13 protein-coding genes and 1 pseudogene are annotated in these 23,494 nt (G+C 36.8%); 11 read left to right on the top strand and 3 right to left on the bottom strand.

Features of this window, described 5'->3' with window-relative positions; all coding sequences use genetic code 11:
• Positions 1 to 38: 38 nt before the first annotated feature.
• From bafA (ACFIJL_RS01490) to ndk, 5 genes and pseudogenes are all read left to right on the top strand, one after another.
• The gene (gene bafA, locus ACFIJL_RS01490; RefSeq protein WP_375622181.1) at positions 39 to 5,549 is read left to right on the top strand and encodes a BafA family autotransporter; all 5,511 of its coding nucleotides are present in this window, start codon (positions 39 to 41) and stop codon (positions 5,547 to 5,549) included.
• A gap of 360 nt (positions 5,550 to 5,909) precedes the next feature.
• Positions 5,910 to 8,474 (top strand): BafA family autotransporter, encoded by a 2,565-nt coding sequence (gene bafA, locus ACFIJL_RS01485; protein ID WP_375622180.1) that lies wholly within the window; start codon positions 5,910 to 5,912, stop codon positions 8,472 to 8,474.
• Between the two features lie 276 nt (positions 8,475 to 8,750).
• Positions 8,751 to 9,047 (top strand): annotated as a pseudogene (locus ACFIJL_RS01480) (Arm DNA-binding domain-containing protein); the annotation flags it as partial.
• A gap of 256 nt (positions 9,048 to 9,303) precedes the next feature.
• The gene (gene bafA / locus ACFIJL_RS01475) at positions 9,304 to 11,865 is read left to right on the top strand and encodes a BafA family autotransporter (protein WP_375622179.1); all 2,562 of its coding nucleotides are present in this window, start codon (positions 9,304 to 9,306) and stop codon (positions 11,863 to 11,865) included.
• A 273-nt stretch (positions 11,866 to 12,138) separates the two neighbouring features.
• Positions 12,139 to 12,561 carry a nucleoside-diphosphate kinase gene (gene ndk / locus ACFIJL_RS01470; RefSeq protein WP_375622178.1) on the top strand — a complete coding sequence of 141 codons (423 nt, stop codon included), beginning with the start codon at positions 12,139 to 12,141 and terminating at the stop codon, positions 12,559 to 12,561.
• A 326-nt stretch (positions 12,562 to 12,887) separates the two neighbouring features.
• Here the strand turns inward: ndk and pgsA are convergent, their stop codons facing one another.
• The 3 genes from pgsA to ACFIJL_RS01455 all read right to left on the bottom strand — a co-directional run bounded on the left by pgsA (position 12,888) and on the right by ACFIJL_RS01455 (position 16,783).
• On the bottom strand, positions 12,888 to 13,469 hold the full coding sequence (pgsA, locus tag ACFIJL_RS01465) for a CDP-diacylglycerol--glycerol-3-phosphate 3-phosphatidyltransferase (RefSeq protein ID WP_375622177.1): 582 nt from the start codon (positions 13,467 to 13,469) through the stop codon (positions 12,888 to 12,890).
• Positions 13,470 to 13,541: 72 nt separating this feature from the next.
• Positions 13,542 to 15,521 (bottom strand): excinuclease ABC subunit UvrC, encoded by a 1,980-nt coding sequence (uvrC, locus tag ACFIJL_RS01460; protein ID WP_375622176.1) that lies wholly within the window; start codon positions 15,519 to 15,521, stop codon positions 13,542 to 13,544.
• 398 nt (positions 15,522 to 15,919) lie between these two features.
• Positions 15,920 to 16,783: a 23S rRNA (adenine(2030)-N(6))-methyltransferase RlmJ gene (locus tag ACFIJL_RS01455; protein WP_375622175.1), complete on the bottom strand. Its 864-nt coding sequence runs from the start codon at positions 16,781 to 16,783 to the stop codon at positions 15,920 to 15,922.
• Between the two features lie 1,564 nt (positions 16,784 to 18,347).
• Between ACFIJL_RS01455 and tatA the strand changes: the two genes are divergently transcribed.
• The 6 genes from tatA (at position 18,348) to ACFIJL_RS01425 (ending at position 23,391) form a co-directional block, all read left to right on the top strand.
• Positions 18,348 to 18,650: a twin-arginine translocase TatA/TatE family subunit gene (gene tatA, locus ACFIJL_RS01450; RefSeq protein ID WP_375612915.1), complete on the top strand. Its 303-nt coding sequence runs from the start codon at positions 18,348 to 18,350 to the stop codon at positions 18,648 to 18,650.
• A gap of 55 nt (positions 18,651 to 18,705) precedes the next feature.
• Positions 18,706 to 19,146 carry a twin-arginine translocase subunit TatB gene (locus tag ACFIJL_RS01445; protein ID WP_375622174.1) on the top strand — a complete coding sequence of 147 codons (441 nt, stop codon included), beginning with the start codon at positions 18,706 to 18,708 and terminating at the stop codon, positions 19,144 to 19,146.
• Positions 19,143 to 19,925 carry a twin-arginine translocase subunit TatC gene (tatC, locus tag ACFIJL_RS01440; protein ID WP_375622173.1) on the top strand — a complete coding sequence of 261 codons (783 nt, stop codon included), beginning with the start codon at positions 19,143 to 19,145 and terminating at the stop codon, positions 19,923 to 19,925. Before ACFIJL_RS01445 ends, tatC begins: the two co-directional genes overlap by 4 nt.
• A gap of 61 nt (positions 19,926 to 19,986) precedes the next feature.
• Complete coding sequence (gene serS, locus ACFIJL_RS01435; protein WP_375622172.1) at positions 19,987 to 21,264, top strand: serine--tRNA ligase; 1,278 nt, start codon at positions 19,987 to 19,989, stop codon at positions 21,262 to 21,264.
• Positions 21,265 to 21,397: 133 nt separating this feature from the next.
• Entirely contained in the window at positions 21,398 to 22,057 is a 660-nt protein-coding gene (locus tag ACFIJL_RS01430; protein ID WP_375622329.1) for a protein-L-isoaspartate(D-aspartate) O-methyltransferase, read from the top strand.
• 155 nt (positions 22,058 to 22,212) lie between these two features.
• The gene (locus ACFIJL_RS01425; protein WP_375622171.1) at positions 22,213 to 23,391 is read left to right on the top strand and encodes a peptidoglycan DD-metalloendopeptidase family protein; all 1,179 of its coding nucleotides are present in this window, start codon (positions 22,213 to 22,215) and stop codon (positions 23,389 to 23,391) included.
• Positions 23,392 to 23,494 lie beyond the last annotated feature (103 nt).

The raw sequence follows: 23,494 nt of genomic DNA, 5'->3' as shown, positions 1-23,494 counted from the left end.
TGGGGGGAATTTAAATTTGAAATTATGGAGTGTGAATAATGCACCGCAAAATGAAATTAAGTTTTTATGCATTAATGACCAGTGGTTTTTTTGTTAAGATTGCGAGTGCAGATGAAGTAGCTACACCAAGAGAAAAGTTATTAACACCAGTAAGTATCAGTGAACATCTAGAAGAGACAAGAAAGTTGTTATTGGAAGTGAGAGGATTAAAAGAAAAAAAGGGGGGATCAAAAAGGATAGAGAATAAACAGAGAGCAGAAGGAAGTAATCCTTCAGAAGAGGAAAGGAAGAGATTAGAAAACCTATTCTTTGAAGTACTCACAAATTCAATAATTTATGATGATATTGCCGTTTATATTACTGACCGTGATTCTGAGGGCTCTGGTAAAAAAGTAAATAGCTTTAATTATGAAGACGCTGGATATTCTATCAATAATACGGTTCAGGAGGGTGGAAAACTTTACATTGATGCAGCAAGTGTTAGCAGGGATACGACAATTGAGCATGGTGGGATTGAGTTTGTCCAAAACTTGAGCATTTCAGAATATGCTACTGTTAAAAAAGGGGGGAAACAAATTGTTGAGAGTGGTGCAAATGCAGAAGGTGCTAAAATTTATGGTGGCGAGCAGATTATTTTTGGTAAGGGAAGTCTTGGATCTGGTTTGTTGCGTAAAGATAAGGCAAGTAGTGCTTATAACACCGAAATTTATGCTGAAAATGGAATGCTAGGACTACAAAGTGTCTATAGTGGGGGGATGGCTGTTGACACAAAGATTATGAGAGGCGGTGTCCAGAATCTTGATGGTAAAGAGAATTTTCATAACGGCTTCTCAGAAGATGCTGATACAGCCGATACAGAAGATGAAGATTTTACAATAAATGAAGGAGCTTTTGCACTTAGTACAGAACTTTTTAAAAATGGTGCGCAGAATATCTTTGCAGGAGGTAATGCGAGCGAAGTTACTTTATACGATAGAGCTATTCAGAATATATATGATTCTGGATATGCGGATAATCTAACAATTAATCATCAAGCAAGGTCATGGGTTTTTGCTGGTGCAATATTAGATAAGGATACAAATGTTAATGATTTTGGCAACCTCTATCTCTATGCTGGAAATGGTGAAGCTGTTACGGAAGTAGAAAATCTTAATTTAAATGGAGAAGATACCAAACTATACATTATTGCTGTTGAAGATAATGGTAAAAAATCTCAGGTTAATGTCCAGAATTTAACGGGAAGTGGTAGAGTTATTTTTACATCTTCTGGGGCTGATAAGCATTATTCTCAACTTAATATAGATGATCTTTCAGGTTCTTTACATTTTGATTTTAATGTCAACTTTGCCAAGCATCTTAGTGATTATCTTGTGATTAAAAAAAGGGGCTCTGGTTCTCACACAATAAGTGTGGCTGATTCTGGGCGTGAAATTACAAATTCTTCTTACAAAAAGCTTAAATTAATTTCTGATCATAGTGGAAACGCTCATTTTACTCTAACAAGCACTTTTGGTGAAAAAATCAGAGCTATTGATGCCGGAACCTATCGGTACAGTTTGAAACATAGAAACAATAAGGGTACTGGTAAAATTTGGTACTTAGATGCAAACCACACCATTGATGAGACAACTTCTCAAGTTTTTGATAGTGTATTGAAACCATATACTGGTTCATCAAGTGATTTACTTACAGAACTCACAATTGATCAAGGAACAACTGTTTCTATTGCAGATCCTAGCTTTGACACGAGTAGCAAGGAAGTTGATAGCAATGGAGAAACTTCAATTAGTAATACAGTTAAAGATGGTGGAAAGCTTTCCGTTTATAGCGGTGGTTTTAGCTTGTATACGACAATTCAAAGAGGTGGCTCTGAGCTTATTAAAACACAGGGTCTTTCACAGGATACTATTGTTCATAAAGGTGGGCAACAAAAGGTTAAAGAGGGGGGAAAAGCTGAAGGGGCTAAAATTTACGGTGGTGAGCAGTTTGTTTCAGGAAAGTCTGATATCAAAGGTGAGATGGTAAGAAGCAGCGCTTATGACACTATCGTTTCTGGTGAGAATGGAGTGCTAGGATACCAGAATGTGTACGATGATGGAGAGGTTTTTAACACAAAGATCATGGAAGGAGGGATACAAAATCTTTATGTAGAAGAGGATCTAAACGATTATAGCAGTTTTGCATTTGATACGAAGGTCTTTTCTGGTGGAGAGCAACACATTTTAGCGGGGGGAATCGCGATTGGCGTTCTTTTACAAGGGAATGCTTTCCAAGCAATAGATTTAGGAGGCTATGTAAAGGATTTAATAATTAGAGATCAAGCACAATCGTGGTTACATCATGGTGCAACATTAGAAGGAAGCACTATGATTCATGATTCTGGACGGATTTATCTTTATGCTGGTGCAGAGCAGTCTCGTACTGAAGTAGAAAAAATTGTCTTAAATGGCAGAGATACAAAATTGTACGCGATTGCCTCTAATATAGATGGTGAAAGTTCTTTGATTGAGAATCTGAGTGGGAATGGAAGCGTTATTTTTACTTCTACCGTGTTTAATCCACATTACTCCAAACTTGAGATCAATGATCTTTCAGGGAGTTTACATTTTAGGTTGCATACTAATTTTGCAGAACAGCGCGGTGATTATCTTCTGATAAAACAAGGAGCAGGTCATCACACCATCAGCGTTATCGATTCTGGTGTTGAAATGACCAATTCTCTTCTACAAAATCAGAACTTAATTTTGGAGCTTGATTTAATTCATGTTCAAAGCGGAAATGCGCATTTTACTCTGACAGATTTTTCTGGTGAAGAGACGAGTACGATTGATGGTGGAGCCTACATGTATGGCTTAAAGACAAAAGATGATAATGGGGGAAAGACTTGGTCTTTGGCTACATCACAAATAACTTCTGCTCCTGTAATTCCTTCACCTCATGTGGAGTCGCCTATAGATAAGCTTCCTGAAAAAGAAGAAAATATGACATCGTCAAAAGATTTTAGTATCTCTGATGTAATTCATTACAGCATTGGGGAAGGAGGAGGAATTCTACAAAGCTCTTTGCTCGGTGATGATAACGTAGTTTATGTCTCTGATGATGGAGAGCAAGGTGTTCTTAAGAAGTCTATTAATAATACAATTCAGGGATCAGGAAGACTTTATGTTGAAGCTGGTGGTTTCAGTAAAAATACAACCATTGAAAATGGTGGTACTGAGATTGTAGGGGAACAGGGGATCTCAGAATCTACGATTATTTACGAGGGTGGAAAACAAAAAGTGGAGGGAGGAGGAACCGCATTGAGAGCTGAAATTTATGGTGGGGAGCAGCTTGTTTTTGGAGATGGGTATGTGGACGGTGGAATTGTGGGGAGCAGTGCTTATGATACGACAATTTATGGTCAAGGTGACACACTGGGACAGCAGAATGTATACGATGATGGAATGGTTGTCAGAACAAAAGTGATGAGTGGAGGAATACAAACTCTTGCTAAGTGGTTTCCTAATGATGATAATTTTGCGGAAAAAGCCGGCGGTTTAGCTGTAAATGCTGAAATCTTTTCAGAGGGTGTGCAGCGTGTTTTAGCAGGAGGTGAAGCAAATACAGTCATTTTACGCACTGGTGGTGTTCAAGAAGTCTATGCAGGTGGAATTGTAAAGAATCTAACGATTGAAGGTAATGCTAATTCATGGATTTCTCTTGGTGCAATATTAGGAGGAGAAATAAAAGTTCAGGATTTTGGTGGGCTCTATCTTGATGCTGGAGACGATGGTCAACAAACTATAGTAGAAAACATTGAATTAAACGGAGAAGACGCTCAATTATACTCCGTTGCTCGTGGGTTTGACGACAAAAGTACACGCATTCAGCAGTTAAGCGGTGTAGGAAAAGTCATTTTTACCTCTTTTGAAGATGATTTATATTACTCTCAGCTTTACATTGATAATCTAGCAGGGAGTCTACATTTTAACTTTAATGTCAGCCTTGCAGAAGAAAAAGGTGATTACCTCTTTATTGAGAATGGGAGTGGTTTTCATACAATAAGTATTTTAGATTCCGGTATTGAAATTGTTGATCCTTCTTCAACAGAACTTGATTTAATTTTTGATCAAAGTGGTGGCGCACATTTTACCCTGAGAAGCTTTTCTGGTGCAAATGTTAAAACTATTGATGGCGGAACCTATACGTATGGTTTAAAACAGAGAATTGATGAGGATGGGGGTGAAAAAGTTTGGTATTTATCTGCAGTATTTATTGATAATGTTTCATTTCTCAACAGTTTACCACGTAGTAGAAGCAGATCTGTGCGGCATTTAAATCAAAATCAATCAGTTTCTTCTTTTTCAACGATTGCAGCACCACAAGCGCATGTTATTAAATTGCTACGTCGAAGAAAAAACCGCCAAAACTTGAGTCAAAGATCTCCAGCTTTTGTATCTCCAACTGTTTCCTCTCTTGGAAGTCACGTTATTGAAGTCTCAGGTCCAGCGAGTTCTCATCCTCTTTCTGCTGAAGAGCAACAAACTGCTGTTTCAGAATCTTCTCACTCTTTAGCCGATCAGATGATTTTGCGTCTAGTTCATAAAGAACAACCTTCTCCACAATTGAGTGAGACGCTTTCAGTTTCTCACTTTTTGACCACGCCCTCTACAGATGCGGTATTGTCTATGTCTGTAGCTCCAGCGATGGTGTTTCACAACGAAATGCAAACAGTGCGTACGGGAAGAGGAATTCTAGATAAAAGTAAAAAGAATACGGCTTTATGGACCTATGCGATTAAATCTAAAGAGAGTATTGCGACAGAGCATATAGATTTTAAGTTAGATCAGACAGGTATTGTTTTAGGGATCAGTGGTTTAAGCGAGTGGGAAAATGGAGAGTTTTATATAGGTGGTTTTGGCAGTTATGATCGTGCCCGTGTTGCGCATGCACGGGGTGGTACCAGTGGTATCAATACTTATGGTATTGGCGCTTATGTCACTTATTTGGATCATAGTGGATGGTATCTCGATGGTATTTTAAAATACAATCATTATCAAAATACTCTAAAAGCCGTTTCAACGAATGGTTTAGGGATTGAAGGAAGTTATACACAATGGGCGGTGGGCGCCTCCTTTGAAGCAGGTTATCGACTTCAGACGTCAAAGAACAGTTGGTTGCAGCCTTATGGACAATTTACATGGTTGCAAGTTGAGGGTAAAGAAATCAAGTTATCGAATGACATGACAGGTGACATGCGTCCATTCACTTCATTACGCAGTGAGGTTGGCTTATCTTTAGGATATGAATTTGGTTCTCGCATGGATTCTTCATCATTTGCGTATATTACAGCAGCATGGTTGCGTGAGAATAAAGATGACAATCAAACGTTAATTAATCAACGGCATTCATTTACCACGGACTTATCAGGGAATGCAGGTAAGTTAGGAATAGGTTTAAGCAGTTTAGTGAGTGAGAAGTTAAAGTTATATGGTGAGGCCTATTATATTAAAGGGCGTAAAACAAAACAGTCCCTTCAGGGAATTATAGGTGTACGCTATAGTTTCTAAGTCTATGGTTATTTTTTAGTTATCTTTACATATATGATTGTTTTAAAGGTCTTTAATTAAAGGTTCAGAGAACAATTTTTCAGAGCACGCAGCTTCGTTGTTCATGATAAACTGTATACCCTTATATACTTGATTATCCATTACTTTTTATCTTTGATAAGAAAACTCCGAGAAAATGCTAAAGAAGCACTATAAAAGCGCTCTTATATTCTTGATCAAAAAAATATTTAAAAACTATAAAGAACGGTTTTTTATGAGATAAGGGGGATTTTTAAGAAGGATTATTGCAATCTAAGGTTGAAAATATGTTTTGTAGAGCTAATTACGTTTAGTGTCTATGCAGGCGTGAAGGGGGAGGATATGGCTCTACAATATAAATGGAAACGAAATTTTTGGATACTCATGTTGAGCAGCTGTTTTGTGCAAGCTGCTGCTGCAAATGAGGGGGGGGCACCGCTTTTTTGTCAATCTTCAAGTTATGAAAATGATAAAGTATTTCACGATCAATACAATGAGGATATGAAATCAGCAAGATGCATACTTGGAGCCTCTAATGATGTCATGGTAAGAACGCGCAATGAATTAGGCTTTTTAAAAAAGCCTAGCGATTTTATTATGGATAAGGGTGCTAGAGTGTTTATGAGTCAACAGGAGTTTGACAGCAGTCATCGTGACAATATTGGATATAATACACAAAAACAAAATACTGCGTTTCTTAAAAAACCTGAGCTTATCTCCATTAAAAATGGGGCATTGCTAGAAAATTATATCCTTGATAATGAAGGTAAAGCATACATTTCAAATGATGGCGAGATTGATAGTCCAGGGCGATCCATTAATAACACTGTAAGGAATGGTGCAGAGCTTTATGTGTATGCAGGAGGACTCAGTGAGAATAGTAAAATTGAACATGGTGGAATTGAAAATGTTCAGGCTTTGAAGGGAAAACAAGGTTTTTCGAAAAATGCTGTTGTTGAAGAAGGCGGACACCAAAGTGTTGGAAATGGAGGAAAAGTAGAAGGGACTAAAATTTATGGTGGTGAGCAGCTTGTTTTCGGTGAGGGGGATATTGGAGGAGAGATTAAAGGCAGTAGTGCTTCTCATACTGTCATTTATGGTCAAGATGAAACACTAGGCCAACAAAAAGTATATGATGGCGGAAAAGTTTGGAATACGAAAGTTATGCGAGGGGGTGTCCAAGAGGTTGGAAAAAAGTCTCAAAGTGCAAAAAATGGTGGTTTTGCATTTGACACAGAAGTTTTTGGTGGTGGTAAACAACGTATCTTAAAAGGCGGTCAGGCTATTGGAGTCACTTTAAATGAGAGTGCTATTCAGGAAATAGATACTGATGGATCTGTAAAAAATCTCACAATGAATGATCAAACAAAATCATGGGTGCATGCTGGAGCAACATTAGAAGGCAAGACACAGGTAAACCATTCTGGGCAGATCCATCTTTATGCTGGGAATGATCAACAACGCACCACAGTAGAAGATATTATTTTAAATGGAAAAGATACAAAACTGTACTCTGTTACTGATGGGTTTGATGGAAAAAGTTCTTTGATACAAAAATTAAGTGGTGAAGGGAGTGTTATTTTTTCATTTACAGGTTCTGATCCATATTATTCTCAGCTTCATGTGAATAATCTTTCAGGAAATTTACATTTCGCGTTCAATACTACGATTGCCCATAACCGTGGTGATTATCTCTTGGTTGAGAAAGGCGCTGGGAAACATACAATAAGTGTTGCTGATTCTGGAGTTGAAATCACGGATCCTTTTTCAAATAAGCGTGATTTAATTACGGATCAAAGTGGTGGAGCGCATTTTACGCTGATAGATCTTAAGGGTGAAAAAATTAACGCCATTGATGGTGGAACTTATATGTATGGATTGAAAGAAAGAAAGGATGAAAATGGAAAAGTGTGGTTTTTATCGGCAGACCGCCTCAGTGGGCCAGAAACCTCTGTTCCAGATCCAACAAATCCTTTTTTTCCTGGTGAAACATCAACGACCCCCTCTACAGATGCAGTGTTAACGTTGTCCGTAGTCCCTGGACTTATTTTTAATAATGAGTTGCAAGTTGTACGGAATGGTAGAAAAATTTGGGACAGAAATAAGAAAGATATCGAACTATGGACTTATGGGATTAAGAGCAGAGAACGTGTTGCGACAGGCCATACACACTTTAAGCTTGGGCAGACAGGTTTAGTCTTTGGTGCTGATCAGTTGAGTGAATTAAGGCATGGAGAGTTGTATGTTGGTGGGTTTGGGAGTTATGATCAAGCACGTGTTTCTCATGCACGAGGTGGTGATAGTGATCTGAGCTCTTATAGCATTGGAACTTACGCAACTTATTTTGATCATCGTGGATGGTATATGGATGGTGTTTTGAAATATAATTATTACCGAGATAATTTGAAAGCCATCTCAACGAATAGATTAGCTATTCAAAGTCATTACAATCAGTGGGCGATAGGTGGATCATTTGAGATTGGCTGTTATTTTGAACCGGCACAGAATACTTGGATGCAGCCTTATATCAAGCTAACAGGTTTGCAGGTTGAAGGTAAAAGAATAAAACTTTCCAATGAAATGATAGGTGATCTAAGCCCATTAACTTCATTCCGCAGTGAAGTTGGATTGACTGCAGGACATGAATTTTTTGTGAATTCAGAAACTTCATTAACAGCTTACATTATGGCAGCTTGGTTGCGTGAGAATATAAATAATAATTATACGACAATTAATAACCAGTATAAATTTATTACAGATTTATCAGGCAGTGCGGGTAAATTGGGAATTGGTTTAAACGGTTCGGTCAATGATAAACTAACACTTTATGCGGAAGCACATTATCTAAAAGGACATAAGATTAAGAATGCTCTTCAAGGTATTTTAGGATTACGCTATAGTTTCTAAATATGTGTGTACACGGCTGATTGACTTTACAAATGTAATTGTTTTGCAAGCTTAAACAGATAACGCTCGGCTATGTCTTTTCGAGAGTATAGGGACTTTCTCAAATAGTAGGAATGTCTTTATACTCTCTTTTTTAAAGGCAACATACTGAATTTATAATAATAATTCATTTCTATGCATGTTGAATGAGAGTCCCGAGTATCATAGGATTCTCTCATTCCCAATCTGTTTATGTTGAATCAATCAAAATTATTCGCTTGGCACATCACAAGTGGGATGAACGTGTGGATAAAAACTATACAAGAAAAGAGTAAAAATGTCTCTTATGAATCTTCTCTAGTGTCAAGGGCTGTCACAACATTAGGATGGCAAAGTGTATGATGATATCGGCTCGCTTCTTCATAAGCGTAAAGATTGGGGACGCAATGGTTTTACCGGTATACCATTCATGGATGACGTCGCGAAATGGGTTCGGGTGCGTTGAGAGATGTCTCTTTAAAACAAGCGCGTGAATGTACAATCCAAAGGCGTTTTGTATTCCGTGAAGGACGTGACCTCGTTAGGCACGAGCATTTCTTTCATCTAACTTCAAATATTGAAAATTGTTCCTTGAATTCAATTAAACAATTTGAATTTTATTAAGATTTTCAGCCGTAAGTTAGAACTTTCTAGTAGCTCATAGATATACAACTAAAAGTTGCCTATATTAAAAAATACACTTAAAAAGTGTTTTTAAACATAAATAAAACACATTACGATACAATCTAAGACAAGTTACCTACGTAGCCGTAGAATATTTTTCTAAATAATTGAGAGTGGAGTGTCGATAATGCAGTATAAACATAAGTTGAGTTTTTCAGTATTGATGATCAGTAGTTGTCTTGTACAAGTTGCAAGTGCAGTTGAAAACAGGAATGAAGAGTTAAAAAGATTAGAAAATGTGGGAAGTGGAGAGAAGGTACCAAAAGGTTCAGCACTGATTACAACCCTTTTCAACAATAATGTTAAGATCGAAAGTGGTGGTGTTGAAATTGTTGAAAATGGAGCAACTTCTGTAGGTGCCACTATTGAAAAAGGAGGGATGCAAATAGTTACACGTGGAGGAAATGCAATAGATGCTAAAATCCTTGGTGGTAAGCAATTTATTCATGAAGAAAAAGGTCTTTATCTTACAAGCGAGGAGAGAAAAAGTAGTGCATATAATTCCACAGTTTCGGGGGATAGTGGAGCCGTGGGACAGCAGAATGTATATGATGAAGCGTGGGTTTGGAATACGAAAGTAGAAAATAACGGAGAACAAAATCTTTATGCAGGAGAAAGAAAAGAGGGAGGGAAATCAATGTATGCTGAGGTTTCTGGGAATGGGAGGCAGCATGTCTTAGCGTTAGGAGAATCTTATGCTACTAATTTGAAAGATCATGCTATTCAAGTTGTATATCCTGAAGGGTTTGTGGATGGTCTGACTGTTAACAACTCTGCTAAGTCGTGGTTCCATGTTGGTATAAAAGATGTCGTTGGAGAAGTAAGGATCAATGATGGCGGAGAACTTTATTTATTCGCTGGTGATAGGACAAATCATACGACTAAGAAAAAAATTCCTATACAGGACAGATCTGAAGAAACAATATTTGAGGTTGGTGAACGGAATATGGGAGAAAAACCTCAGATTGAAATTGAAGATTTAGGGGGGCAGAATGGGACTGTTATTTTTACTTCTATACCGTATGATCCACGACATATTTCACTTCATGTTGAGAAACTTTCAGGAAGTTTGCATTTTCGATTTAATATTAGTGCTACGGGGGATGCAAGTGATTACTTGTCGATTGATGAAGGTTCAGGTAATCACAAAATAAGCGTTGCAGATTCTGGTCGTGAAATTACAGGTCCTATCTCTCAGAAAAATGGTTGGGCCACAGAGATTAATTTAGTTACTAATAAATTTGGAGGCGCTAATTTTACTCTGGAAGATCTTTCGGGTAAGGACATTACAGCTGTTGATGGTGGAGCCTATCAGTATGTTTTACGAAAGAGAGAAAGATGTGCTGATTCTAGTGGTTATTCTACAATTTGGTATTTAAGTTCTGCCTCTGAAGGTACGACACGTTCGAGTACTGAAACACAGTGTGTAAACAAAAAAACGAAGATTCCTCTTGCATTATCTGAGCAAGGTGCTTCTTCTAGAGGAAAAACTACCGGTTCTCGTAAACCTACTAAAAAACAACCAGCTAAACCACGGCCTCCACGTCATTTAAGAGAAGCACAAAATGTCACTAGTCTCTCGGTATCTCCCTCTCAAGAAAATCAGAATCGTCTGGTGTTTCCTCTAGCCAGTCCTCATTCTCTTTCTGATGAAGGGCAACAAACTTCTGTTTCAGAATCTTCTCAATCTTTAGCCGATCAAATGATTTTGCGTCTAGTTCATAAAGAACAACCTTCTCCACAATTGAGTGAGACGCTTTCAGTTTCTCACTTTTTGACCACGCCCTCTACAGATGCGGTATTGTCTATGTCTGTAGCTCCAGCGATGGTGTTTCACAACGAAATGCAAACAGTGCGTACGGGAAGAGGAATTCTAGATAAAAGTAAAAAGAATACGGCTTTATGGACCTATGCGATTAAATCTAAAGAGAGTATTGCGACAGAGCATATAGATTTTAAGTTAGATCAGACAGGTATTGTTTTAGGGATCAGTGGTTTAAGCGAGTGGGAAAATGGAGAGTTTTATATAGGTGGTTTTGGCAGTTATGATCGTGCCCGTGTTGCGCATGCACGGGGTGGTACCAGTGGTATCAATACTTATGGTATTGGCGCTTATGTCACTTATTTGGATCATAGTGGATGGTATCTCGATGGTATTTTAAAATACAATCATTATCAAAATACTCTAAAAGCCGTTTCAACGAATGGTTTAGGGATTGAAGGAAGTTATACACAATGGGCGGTGGGCGCCTCCTTTGAAGCAGGTTATCGACTTCAGACGTCAAAGAACAGTTGGTTGCAGCCTTATGGACAATTTACATGGTTGCAAGTTGAGGGTAAAGAAATCAAGTTATCGAATGACATGACAGGTGACATGCGTCCATTCACTTCATTACGCAGTGAGGTTGGCTTATCTTTAGGATATGAATTTGGTTCTCGCATGGATTCTTCATCATTTGCGTATATTACAGCAGCATGGTTGCGTGAGAATAAAGATGACAATCAAACGTTAATTAATCAACGGCATTCATTTACCACGGACTTATCAGGGAATGCAGGTAAGTTAGGAATAGGTTTAAGCAGTTTAGTGAGTGAGAAGTTGAAGTTATATGGTGAGGCCCATTATATTAAAGGGCGTAAAACAAAACAGTCCCTTCAGGGAATTATAGGTGTACGCTATAGTTTCTAAGTATATGGTTATTTTTTGATTGATCTCAATGATAATTTTGATGGAAAGCGTTGAGGAATATAAAAGAAGTTCAGCATTTGCTGAGGGTCGGTAGCGCATTTTTATGATGGGAGGAGCAATTATAGGTATTTTTATTTCTATTGAAGTCTTCTTTATAATTCATTCTATATTTTTGAGAATTTGTATAGATTTTTGCAGAGTCACTTGGCAAAGGGCTCCTTGCTCGCTATAGAAACAGTCAGAGAATATTATAAATGAAATAAAGGTGAGTAAATGGCTTTAGAGCGTACTTTTTCGATGATTAAACCAGACGCAACCCGTCGTAATTTGACTGGCGCAATTACTAAAATGCTTGAGGATGCGGAGCTACGTGTTATTGCGTCTAAACGTGTTTGGATGAGCAAACGTGAGGCTGAAAAATTTTATGCTGTTCATAAAGAACGCCCTTTTTTTAGTGAATTGGTTGAATTCATGTCTTCTGGTCCAACCGTTGTACAAGTTTTGGAAGGCGAAAATGCAATAGCTAAAAACCGTGAAGTAATGGGAGCTACGAATCCTAGTGATGCAGAAGAAGGGACAATTCGTAAGGTTCATGCTTTATCGATTGGCGAAAATTCTGTCCATGGATCAGATAGTGCTGAAACGGCAAAAACAGAAATCGCCTTTTGGTTTTCTGAGGTAGAAATTGTTGGTTAATAAAGCGTATATAAGAAGCAAAAATCCGAAATATTATGTTTCGGTTTTTTGCTTATAAGATTATAGATTTTTTTTGAAAGGATATGGAGTATTCATCGTTTTTTTCAGCTTTTAATGCTGTAACTGCTTTTGCGAGGAGACATAAAAAGCAGTTGAATCTTTTCATAAAGAGCTTTTATCTATACGCCAGCTTCGTTTGTGAAGTGCAAAAGAAGTGTTTTGATTGATTGATCGTGAATAGATTAAAAATAAGTGAGCTTCACGTGTTTTCTTCTTTCGTTTAAGGGCAAAAAGGTAAATTATCTTTATAAATCTTACATATTCTTTCACAAAATAACATGCTTTAAACCTGCACGAAAATAATCCCAACCAGTCCACAATGTAAGGAGGGCAGAAATCCACAGCATAGTAATGCCAAACTCTACTGTGTAAGGGAAAATTTTATTACCGGCTGGTCCAGCTAAAAGAAAGATAATAGCGATCATCTGTACAAAAGTTTTCCATTTTGCAAGACGAGAAACTGGAACGCTCACTTTTAATTCAGCCAAATATTCACGTAATCCTGATACAAGAATTTCTCGGCAAAGAATGATAATAGCTGCCCATAGTGTCCACCCAGCGATAGTACTGTCTGCGGCAAGCAAGAGCAAACAAGCAGAGACGAGAAGTTTATCGGCAATTGGATCTAACATGCGACCAATATTGGATGTTTGTTCCCAAATACGAGCAAGGTAACCGTCAAGAAAGTCAGTAATGGATGCAACGATAAAAATGGAAACAGCAATCCAGCGAGTGATATCACTTGATTGTAGTCGCCCTTCTAAAAAAAAGCATGCAACAACCATTGGGACTGCAACAATTCGTGCATAAGTTAAAATATTTGGAAAAGAAAAAGTATGATTTTTCATGGAGCCATTTTTAATTCTTGTGAAAGAGAATATATTTCCTAAACGTAACAAGGTGAAGGTTATGAAACAAGCCTATTTTTCATGAAAATGGTTATGAATTTTTTGTGCAATTGTCATAGAGATTCCCGTAACTTTTTTTAAATCTTCAAATGAGGCACTAGCAACAGCTTTGGCACTTCCAAAATGATGAAGCAATGCACGCTTTCTTGTCGGACCGATATTTTCGATTTCATCAAGTGGGTTTTTGAATGTTGCTTTTTTTCGTTTTATCCTATGAGTTCCAATCGCAAAACGGTGTGCTTCATCACGCAGACGTTGCAAAAAATAGAGGATAGGATCACGTGGAGGAAGTGTAAAGGGGGGAATATCTTTTATAAAAAATCTTTCACGTCCTGCATGACGGTCAACACCTTTGGCGATTCCAACAACTGTGAAGAGATCATTTAATTGTAACTCAGCAAGTATTGCATGTACGCTGTTGATTTGTCCTTCACCACCATCGATTAAGATAAGGTCAGGCCAAATGGGAAAAAGATCATCATCTTTTATGTTATGACTTCTACTTGGCAGATCATACTCTTTGATAAGGCGTGAAAATCTTCGTTTAATCACTTCTTTCATCATGCCAAAATCATCGCCAGGCGTGATATCTGTTGAGCGAATGTTGAATTTTCGATATTGATTTTTAATAAATCCCATTTGACCAGCAACAATCATAGCCCCTACAGCATTTGTTCCCATGATATGAGAATTGTCATAGACTTCTATCCGGCGTGGAGGAAAAGGTAGTTGGAATGTTTTAGCAAGACCTTGAAGCAATTTTGTATGGGTGGCTGTTTCAGAAAGCTTATGTTCAAGTGCTTCATGAGCATTGAGATAGGCATGATTAACAAGAGTTTTCCGTTCACCTTGTTTGGGTAAAGAGAGGGATACTTTGTGGTTTGCTTTGAGGCTAAATGCTTCTGTAAGAAGTGTCTTTTCTTCAATTTCTTCAGATAAAAGGATACTTTTGGGAAGTGGTTTATCATCGTAAAATTGGGCAAGAAAACTCGCTAAAATTTCAGTGCGGGAAAAAGAGGGATCTGCTTTAGGAAAATAGGCACGGTTTCCCCAATTTTGCCCCATGCGAAAAAAGAACACTTGAATACAGGTCATTCCTTCTTTTTGCGCAATTGCAAATACATCCGCTTCTTTTATCGTTTGAGGATTAATACCTTGATGGCTTTGTATGTGAGAAAGGGCTGATAAGCGGTCACGATAGGAAGCTGCTTGTTCAAAATCAAGATTTTCTGCGGCTTTATGCATAGCTTGAACCATATCGCTTTTAATAGATTGATCTTTTCCCGAAAGGAACGCTTTTGCTCCTTTCACCAGTTCTTTATAATCACTGTCACTAATTTCATGAGTACAAGGTGCAGAACATCGCTTAATTTGATAAAGCAAACAGGGGCGTGTACGGTTTTCAAAAACTGAATCAGTACAGGTTCGTAATAAAAAGGCGCGTTGTAAAACATGAACTGTTTGTGTCACTGCACCAGCAGAAGCAAAAGGACCAAAATAGTGAGCTTTTCGTATTCGAGCACCACGATGTTTGTAAAGTGCAGGCACTCGATGATCATCTGTAATCATAATATAAGGGAAACTTTTATCATCACGCAGGAGTACATTAAAATGCGGATGCAATCTTTTGATGAGATTGGCTTCTAAAAGGAGTGCTTCTGTTTCTGTATGGGTGACGATAAATTCCATATGATATGTTGCACGAATCATACGGGTAATACGATTATTGTGTCCTTGTTCACGTGTATAGTTTGAAACACGTTTTTTGAGATTACGGGCTTTGCCAACATAGAGAATATCACCATTTTCACCAATCATCCGGTAAACCCCTGGTTTATGCGGAAGGTGTCTAACAAACTCTTGTATGAATTTGATGCCTTGGAATTGATTTTTCTCATTGCTTTGATTAGCATTATGCCATGTAATATTAGAGAGAAAAGAAAGCTTTTCCCGTTCATTTTTCGGACAATTTGTATTATTTTTCAGGACCATTCCGTTTATTACGAATATGTTGTTTGTTTAATATATGAAATATTCTTTTTTATTAAATAATGATTATTTATGTCTTTATAATTTTTTTCTATAAATAACATCTTATAGCATAAGAGTATGATTTTAGAGAGCCGATCTTTCATAAAAAATATGAGAGTTGTTATTCTAAAGCAGCTTTATGAATTTGCCTAATTTATCCATTAAAATGATTGGAATAGGAAATCCATGATAATTAAGAGGATAGACTTTCTAAAAAGAAAAAAATTAATTCACGCTGATCGTTATTAGCTTACCATTATAATATGTTGGTATTATCCATAGAATCAAAGAATTTTACCACTCAAAGTCTTTATATCTTACAACATGATATTTGATTTAGAAAAAATATAGAGAAAAGTTTAACATAATAGATGTTCTTTTTGAAGCCACTTATGCGTTATTTGGGCATTTTCATCTTGTCCCAGACGGTTGATAAGAAAGGGGCTTAGTTTTTTCATTTCTTCTTCCAAAAAGTAGGGAGGGTTAATAATAATCATACCACTTCCATTCATTGTCGGTGGACTTGAACTTTTTCGGATACGCATTTCAAGTTGTAGAATCTTAGGAATTCCGGTTTGATAAAGCGCGTGAAGAAAACTTTCAATTTCTTTGTCATATTTAACAGGATACCATAAAGCGTAGATTCCTCCAGAAAAGCGACGATAGGCTTTTGTTAATCCCTCAATAAGGCGGGAAAACTCTCCAGCTTTTTCAAAGGGAGGGTCAACAAGGATAAAGCCACGTTTTTCTTTTGGTGGTACATGAGCATTTAAGGAAAGCCAACCATCTAAATGCAGAACTTTTGTCTGATAATCTCCTGCAAAGTTTTTTGCTAAAATATGATAATCTTCATTGTGCAATTCTATTGCGGTGAGGCGATCTTGTTTCCGTAATAATTGACGAATAAGAACAGGAGATCCAGGATAAAACATAATTTCTTTTTCTCCTTTATTGAGGGCATCAATGATGTCACACCATGGACAAAGGAGTGTTCTTAAATCTTCTGGGATAGGAGTAGAAAAAAGTCGTTGGACACCTTCGCGCCACTCTCCTGTTTTATGTGCTTCTAAAGAAGAAAGGTCATAAATACCGATTCCAGCATGCGTATCTATAACGCGAAAAGCTTTTTCTTTGCGTTTGAGATATTCTACAATGCGAGTGACAATAATGTGTTTAAAAACATCAGCAAAATTGCCAGCATGATAAATATGCCGATAATTCATGGAGTAAACTCTATCATATGTATAACTGTACCGGATTATTAGCATAGAATAATAGAATTGATATCCATAAAAATACTCTTGTAGAAATCAAACAATACCCTCACTAGCAAATTATACACTACAGAAAAAATATTAATGTCATCGGAGCATTTATTCACAGGGCTATTTTTATATTTATGTTGTAAGAGAAGTTTTTTATGATCGCGGACTCTTTCAGGAAAACTATAAAAAACAATCAATTAACGAGAATATTAGTAAAGTTTGTTGAAAAATTGAATGGTATCTTTCAAATTCATTCATAAATTTGCTTGTTTAAAGATTAAAGAATTTCAAATTCTTGATAAAAACATTGTTACATTGATCAGTTTTTTTACGAGCGTAAAATTATGAATAGAGCAATAAAGTACTGGTATTATAGTGGTATATTTTTGTAAAAGTGTGAATGAATCTCATTGCTTTAAGCGGAGCCAAAGCTTTACATTATACACGCTAAAAGGCCTAGTTATTGTGTATGATGCTAAAATAAAACTTTTGAAAATTGATATGTGCTCTGTAAGCTATCTCAATAAAATGAGTTTTTAAAACTAAAGTAAATAGGTTTATTTATCTCTAACACTGTATTATTGAGCGGCTTTATAAGGTAATCTTATAAAAAAGGCTAGGATAAGAAATTCTTTTTACATGGATTATGCTTCGATGCCATGCTTTTGATTGAATGTAATTTTCTATTCATGCTCATTTTGTTTTCAATACTGGGATAGGTTAAGCACATGATATTATGAGAACGCATGCCCAGAATCCGGAGACTTGTAATAGTTATGGCATTCAGCGGCTCAGAGAGACGGTTATATGGAGGTATTTTACTGAATAAGGCGCAAAGCTGGTACCATTTTTATTTTTTAGCAGTATTGCCATATCTCTTGGCACTTGAGCTGGTTCATAAAGTGCATTTTTACTCTTTCTGCTAATAGTTTTTATTTACACGCCAGATATTTAATTGAATGCGATGATGGCTCATATTTCGTATTGTACATAGAATAATGAATGATAAAATTCCTACCCCAACGCAAAGAATAAATGTTGTGCGTAAGATGATAGTTTTTGAAGAGACTGATGATGTGTTAAGAAAGTTTTTTAGAGATTTTTCTTTCTGAATTTTTTAATTGAATACGTAAAGTGTTTTACAACATGTTATGATCTTTATCAGTAAAGGATAATTTGACGGAAATGTTTGTAATGATACGTAAAACATTGTGTAAAAGGAAAGACATTGGCTATAGTATTTACAGGAAGATGAGTAACCTAAGAGATCAGATGAAGTTATTTTAGAAAAGTTTTTAAGTGTTTTGAACTTTGTATGAAGTGGTTTATCATTTTTGAATGGTTTGTGTTATAATACGCTAAAAAAGGATGAGAGGATAAAAAGTTCTTTTTGCAATAAAAGCGTGTAATTGCTTTTAAGTTAAGAAGAAAATATATAAGTAAGATATTATATTTGATACATTCTTCAGAGGAAGCATGAATAAATGAAATCAAATTTAAAAGCATAAAGTTAGAGAGAGTAATGGGTAATATTTTTTCACCAACGCATTTAATCATAATTTTATTGATTATCTTTGTGCTTTTCGGTCGCGGTAAAATTTCTGAATTAATGGGCGATGTTGCTAAAGGAATTAAAGCCTTCAAAAAAAATATGAAAGAAGAAGATGATAGCATTGAGGATAAAGTTGAAATGGCTCCTACTTCCCAAATGATTGATGTAGAATCTCAACAATCTCAGCCGTTATCGGTAAAACATGCAACAGCGCGCAGAAAGGTTTCTTCTGCTTCTAAAAAAAGCAAAACATCTGTTGCTAAAAAACAGTAACAAAAACGCAATCATCATTGTGCAATATTTTTTGATGAGAAAGTCGAATTAAGAGATGTTTGGGATTGACGGACCAGAGTTTATCGTAATCTTACTTGTTCTCATCATTGTCGTTGGACCAAAAGATTTACCTAAAATATTAAAGACAATAGCAAAGATAAGAGCATATGTGTATTCAACAGCAAATGAATTTCGTCACCAGTTTGATGATGTAATAAAACAAATTGAGCGCGATGATTTGCAAAAAATATGTTCGGATATTAACGATTCAAGCAAGAAGTTGGCAGAAACTTTTGATCCCACTCAAAATATATTAGAGGATATCCACGATAATTGGGATGTTAAGGAAACACACCATAAATCAAAAAAAGATAAAGAAATTTTGGAATGTGATCAAAAGGTAATCAAGAAAGATATGACAGTTTCTATAGCTGCTCATCATTCTGAAAACATTTTTGTTTCTCCTAAAGATAAAGAAAAAGAAGATGTGTCATGAATGTAAAAAAAGATGAAGTTGATGCTAATATGGCGCCACTTTTAGAACATTTAATTGAACTTCGTCAGCGAATTATTTCTGTCTTGGTTGCATTTATGATCGCTTTTATGATGTGTTTTCTTGTTAAAGATTATATTTTAAATTTTTTACTATGGCCATATCAGTGGGCAATGAAAATAGCAGAGGGTAATCCTGAGGGGATTCGTTTGCAATCAACGCAAGTATGGGAAACTTTTTTAACGAAGATGAAGCTTTCTGTTTTTGGGGGAATTATTTTATCTTTTCCCTATACGGCTTTTCAGTTTTATAGTTTTATTGCACCAGGGCTTTATAAAAAAGAGCGTATGGCTTTTTTACCATTTCTCATTGGGGGGCCTATTTTATTTTGTATTGGGGGAGCGTTTGTTTATGGTCTATTAGCGCCAATAATACTATGGTTTAGCCTTTCTCAACAATTTCTTCCAGATGTTCATTTAAAAATAGAGTTTATAGTGCGTATTTCTGATTATTTGGGCTTTATGACATCGTTTATCCTAATTTTTGGTTTGATTTTTCAATTACCTCTTGTCATCAGTCTTTTAACAAAAATTGGATTTGTAACGTCTCATGATTTGGCGTCTAAACGAAAATGGGCTATTTTGCTCTCTTTTATTATTGCGGCAATCATAACGCCGTCGGATTTTTTTACGATGTTTGCAGTGGCTTTACCAACGATAGCACTTTACGAGATTTCAATTTTAATTGCTTACAGTATAGAAAAGAGAAGAAAATCCGCTTAAGAAAAGTGTATAATCTTATGCGATAAGGAATGAATAAAAACAATATAAATGAGGAATTTTTATGCTTGATATTAAGTGGATTCGTGACAATCCTGAGAAATTAGATAAAGCACTCGTAAGTAGAGGTCTTGAGCCACAAGCTGAAAAGTTAATACAACTTGATCTTGCACGTCGGTCGCATATTGCTAAGGTGCAATTGGCGCAGGAACGTCGCAATGCTGTTTCAAAGGAAATAGGACAGGCTTTAGCGGTATCGGATCAGCAAATGGCTGAACGTCTTAGAGCTGAAGTTGAAGAGATTAAAGCTTTTCTTTCCTCTGCAACAGTGGAAGAAAAACAGCTGACGGAGAGTCTTGAGAAAATTCTTTCAGCACTTCCAAATATTCCATTAGATGATGTTCCAGAAGGTAAAGATGAAAGTGATAATGTCGTCATTCGACATTTTGGTACACCTCCAACATTTAATTTTACACCAAAGGAACATTTTGATCTTGGTCAAGATCTCAAACAGATGAATTTTGAACGAGCTAGTCGTTTGTCTGGAACACGTTTTACAGTACTTTCAGGGGCATTAGCACGGCTAGAACGAGCATTAGGCCAGTTTATGCTTGATGTGCATGTCAATGAGAATGGTTACACAGAAGTCTCAGTACCTCTTCTTGTTCGTGATGAGATTGTTTACGGAGCAGCACAATTACCGAAATTTGCTGAAGACCTTTTTCGTACAACAGATGGTCGATGGCTTATTTCCACAGCAGAAGTGCCATTAACCAATTTGGTCAACGATGAAATTCTTGAAATATCAGATTTACCACTGCGATTTTCTTCTTTATCTCCCTGTTTTCGTTCAGAGGCGGGAGCAGCCGGTCGTGATACGCGCGGTATGTTGCGTCAGCATCAATTTTGGAAAGTTGAAATGGTCTCGATTACCAGTGAAGAGCAGTCTTTAATTGAATTGGAACGTATGACGGAATGTGCAGAAGATATATTAAAACGGCTTGGTTTGCCTTTTCGCACAGTGGTTCTTTCTACGGGAGATATGGGGTTTGCAGCGCGTAAAACCTATGACATCGAGGTTTGGCTTCCTGGTCAAGAATGTTATCGTGAAATTTCTAGCTGTTCAGTTTGTGGAGATTTTCAAGGTCGTCGTATGAATGCGCGCTATCGTAAAGACGGCGATAAAAAATTGCATTTTGTTCATAGCCTTAATGGTTCTGGTACGGCTGTTGGACGTTGTCTTATTGCCGTACTTGAAAATTATCAACAGGCTGATGGATCAATTATTATTCCAGATGTTTTACAACCTTATATGGGAGGCATGCGCTGTATTACTGCTTAATTTTACGAAAGGAGAGACAATATGCGTTTATTGCCAAGAGGTGATGATACACAGACGCAAGTTTTTGCCTTTTTAAAAGAAGCAGTTTGTCAGTATGATAAAAGTGCACCTCCATTGGAGATTGAATGATACTATGGGGCAAAAGGGTATTTTACAATTTCGTGAGGAGTTAGCCGCTCTTGTACTGAAAATGCGTAGCAAAGGCATTGATGACGTGCGATTTTTTTCGGCATTAGAGAAAATTCCGCGTCAACAGTTTGTTGCTGCTCCTTGGTTCAATAGTGCTTATGATAATAAAGTTATTCCCCTTGAGTGTGGTGAATATATGGAACGTTTGGAAGAACAACTCTTAATTCTTTCGGCATTATCGTTGAAAAAAAGGCATCGTGTCTTAGAAATTGGTACAGGATCTGGTTTTTGTACTGCTCTTATGGCATGTCTGAGTGACCGTGTGACAACGATTGATCGTTATAAAACGCTTGTTGATTTAGCACGCCAAAAATTTCAAACTTTAGGAATTGAAAATATTGTTATACGGCAGATTGATGGAAGTCATAATGTGACAGGCTTAGGATCATTTGATCGCATTCTTATTTGGCCATCACGTTTTGATGAACCAAAGGAATTTTTAGAACTTTTAGCTGAAAATGGAATTCTCATTCAGGCGATAGGACCTGACGAAGGGGTACAAACGGTGACGCGCTATACAAAAATTGGTAGTCGATTTGAGTGTTTAGAACTGTTCCAAGTGCGTTACCAACCTTTTATTAAAGGCATTGCAGAGATACTTTAATTTTTAAAAGCTAAGACGTTTCTGCAAATTGTCTACGTTAAATTCATTTTGATCTTATATAAAGATATTTATGAATAAAACATCTCATTTTAACTCTTCGGTAATTTAAAAAAGCTTTAATGGAATGAGTTGATTATTGATGAGTGAGCAAAACGATGTGTCTAAAAGCTTTGGATAATATTTTCCAGCATAATTTTCAGAGAATAACTTTGTTAGCGGTGGTAACTATTGTTGCTGGTTGTAGTTCTGGTACACAGCGTTTTTCCAATACGTTCTCTCATCGTACGGTATCATCTCAATCAAATATATCAAGCACTATGTATACAGACCCGCGAATGCTATCATACGGTAGTGGTATGATACAAAGCACTGAATTGCCACCTGTGGAATCAAGCGATGATTCATGGGGAGATGATAATTCCCCCTATAATTTTCCACATCAAGGTAGGATAACTTCTTCTGATGGTCGCGTTATGGGCGCCCCTCCACGTAATCTTGGAACACTTTCTCGTTCACAAATGGATAAATCTCCTATTTTTCGGCGGAATTCTTATATTGTCCAGAGTGGAGATACACTGCTCAGTATTGCACGACAAGTAGGGGTTAGTGTTGAGGCATTAAAATTAGCAAATGGTATAAACAGCAATTCCATTTATATCGGTCAGGTCCTTGTTGTTCCAAGCAGGCGTACATTAGCAGCTTCAAATGCACACAATAATAACGATTGGGCAGTGTCAACAACAGAATCTGCATCCCAATCTGTGATGTCCTCTATAAAAAACAAGAAGTCCTCTCCTATATATAAAGCTCCTGTAACAACGCCACCCTCTGCAAAGATGAACAAATCAAGTTCTGAGAAAAATTTTTCTAAACAGATGACGCAATTGAAACATGAGACTGGTTTGTCAAGTACTGTTACGAATACAGATAATATGACGACTCCGCAAGCCACAGGAATTTCTAAGATGCGTTGGCCAGTACGAGGGCGTTTATTAAGCCAGTTCGGTCAAAAAAAGGGAACAGTAATGAATCGAGGAATAGATATTGCAGTGCCTGAAGGGTCTTCGGTAAAGGCGGCAGAAAATGGTGTGGTTATTTATGCGGGAGATGGACTAAAAGAGCTTGGTAATGTTGTGATGATTCGACATGAAAATGATATTATCACTATTTATGGATGTAATAGTAAGCTTGTTGTTAACAAAGGACAGAGGATAAGGCGCGGTGATGAGATTGCTAAATCTGGTGTTTCAGGAAATGTTAAAACGCCACGTGTCTATTTTGAGATGCGTAAGAATTCATTACCTGTTGATCCCCTTAAATATTTAGAAAACTAATTTATTGATAACTTTGACATTTGAATAGTCTTACAGTTTATAGAAAATTCATGAAAAACAATTGATTTTCTTAAATCAATAACATAGCAGCAAAAAATCATTG

Source organism: Bartonella sp. TT119HLJHH (assembly GCF_042193385.1).
GTDB lineage: Bacteria > Pseudomonadota > Alphaproteobacteria > Rhizobiales > Rhizobiaceae > Bartonella.
The sequence above is the reverse complement of the archived record's forward strand: the minus strand, read 5'-3'. Positions and strand labels throughout refer to the sequence as shown.

Coding starts and splice junctions, on each gene's coding strand:
- bafA (WP_375622181.1), top strand. CDS start 39: ATGCACCGCAAAATGAAATTAAGTTTTTATGCATTAATGACCAGTGGT.
- bafA (WP_375622180.1), top strand. CDS start 5,910: ATGGCTCTACAATATAAATGGAAACGAAATTTTTGGATACTCATGTTG.
- bafA (WP_375622179.1), top strand. CDS start 9,304: ATGCAGTATAAACATAAGTTGAGTTTTTCAGTATTGATGATCAGTAGT.
- ndk (WP_375622178.1), top strand. CDS start 12,139: ATGGCTTTAGAGCGTACTTTTTCGATGATTAAACCAGACGCAACCCGT.
- pgsA (WP_375622177.1), bottom strand. CDS start 13,469: ATGAAAAATCATACTTTTTCTTTTCCAAATATTTTAACTTATGCACGA.
- uvrC (WP_375622176.1), bottom strand. CDS start 15,521: ATGGTCCTGAAAAATAATACAAATTGTCCGAAAAATGAACGGGAAAAG.
- ACFIJL_RS01455 (WP_375622175.1), bottom strand. CDS start 16,783: ATGAATTATCGGCATATTTATCATGCTGGCAATTTTGCTGATGTTTTT.
- tatA (WP_375612915.1), top strand. CDS start 18,348: ATGGGTAATATTTTTTCACCAACGCATTTAATCATAATTTTATTGATT.
- ACFIJL_RS01445 (WP_375622174.1), top strand. CDS start 18,706: ATGTTTGGGATTGACGGACCAGAGTTTATCGTAATCTTACTTGTTCTC.
- tatC (WP_375622173.1), top strand. CDS start 19,143: ATGAATGTAAAAAAAGATGAAGTTGATGCTAATATGGCGCCACTTTTA.
- serS (WP_375622172.1), top strand. CDS start 19,987: ATGCTTGATATTAAGTGGATTCGTGACAATCCTGAGAAATTAGATAAA.
- ACFIJL_RS01430 (WP_375622329.1), top strand. CDS start 21,398: ATGGGGCAAAAGGGTATTTTACAATTTCGTGAGGAGTTAGCCGCTCTT.
- ACFIJL_RS01425 (WP_375622171.1), top strand. CDS start 22,213: ATGTGTCTAAAAGCTTTGGATAATATTTTCCAGCATAATTTTCAGAGA.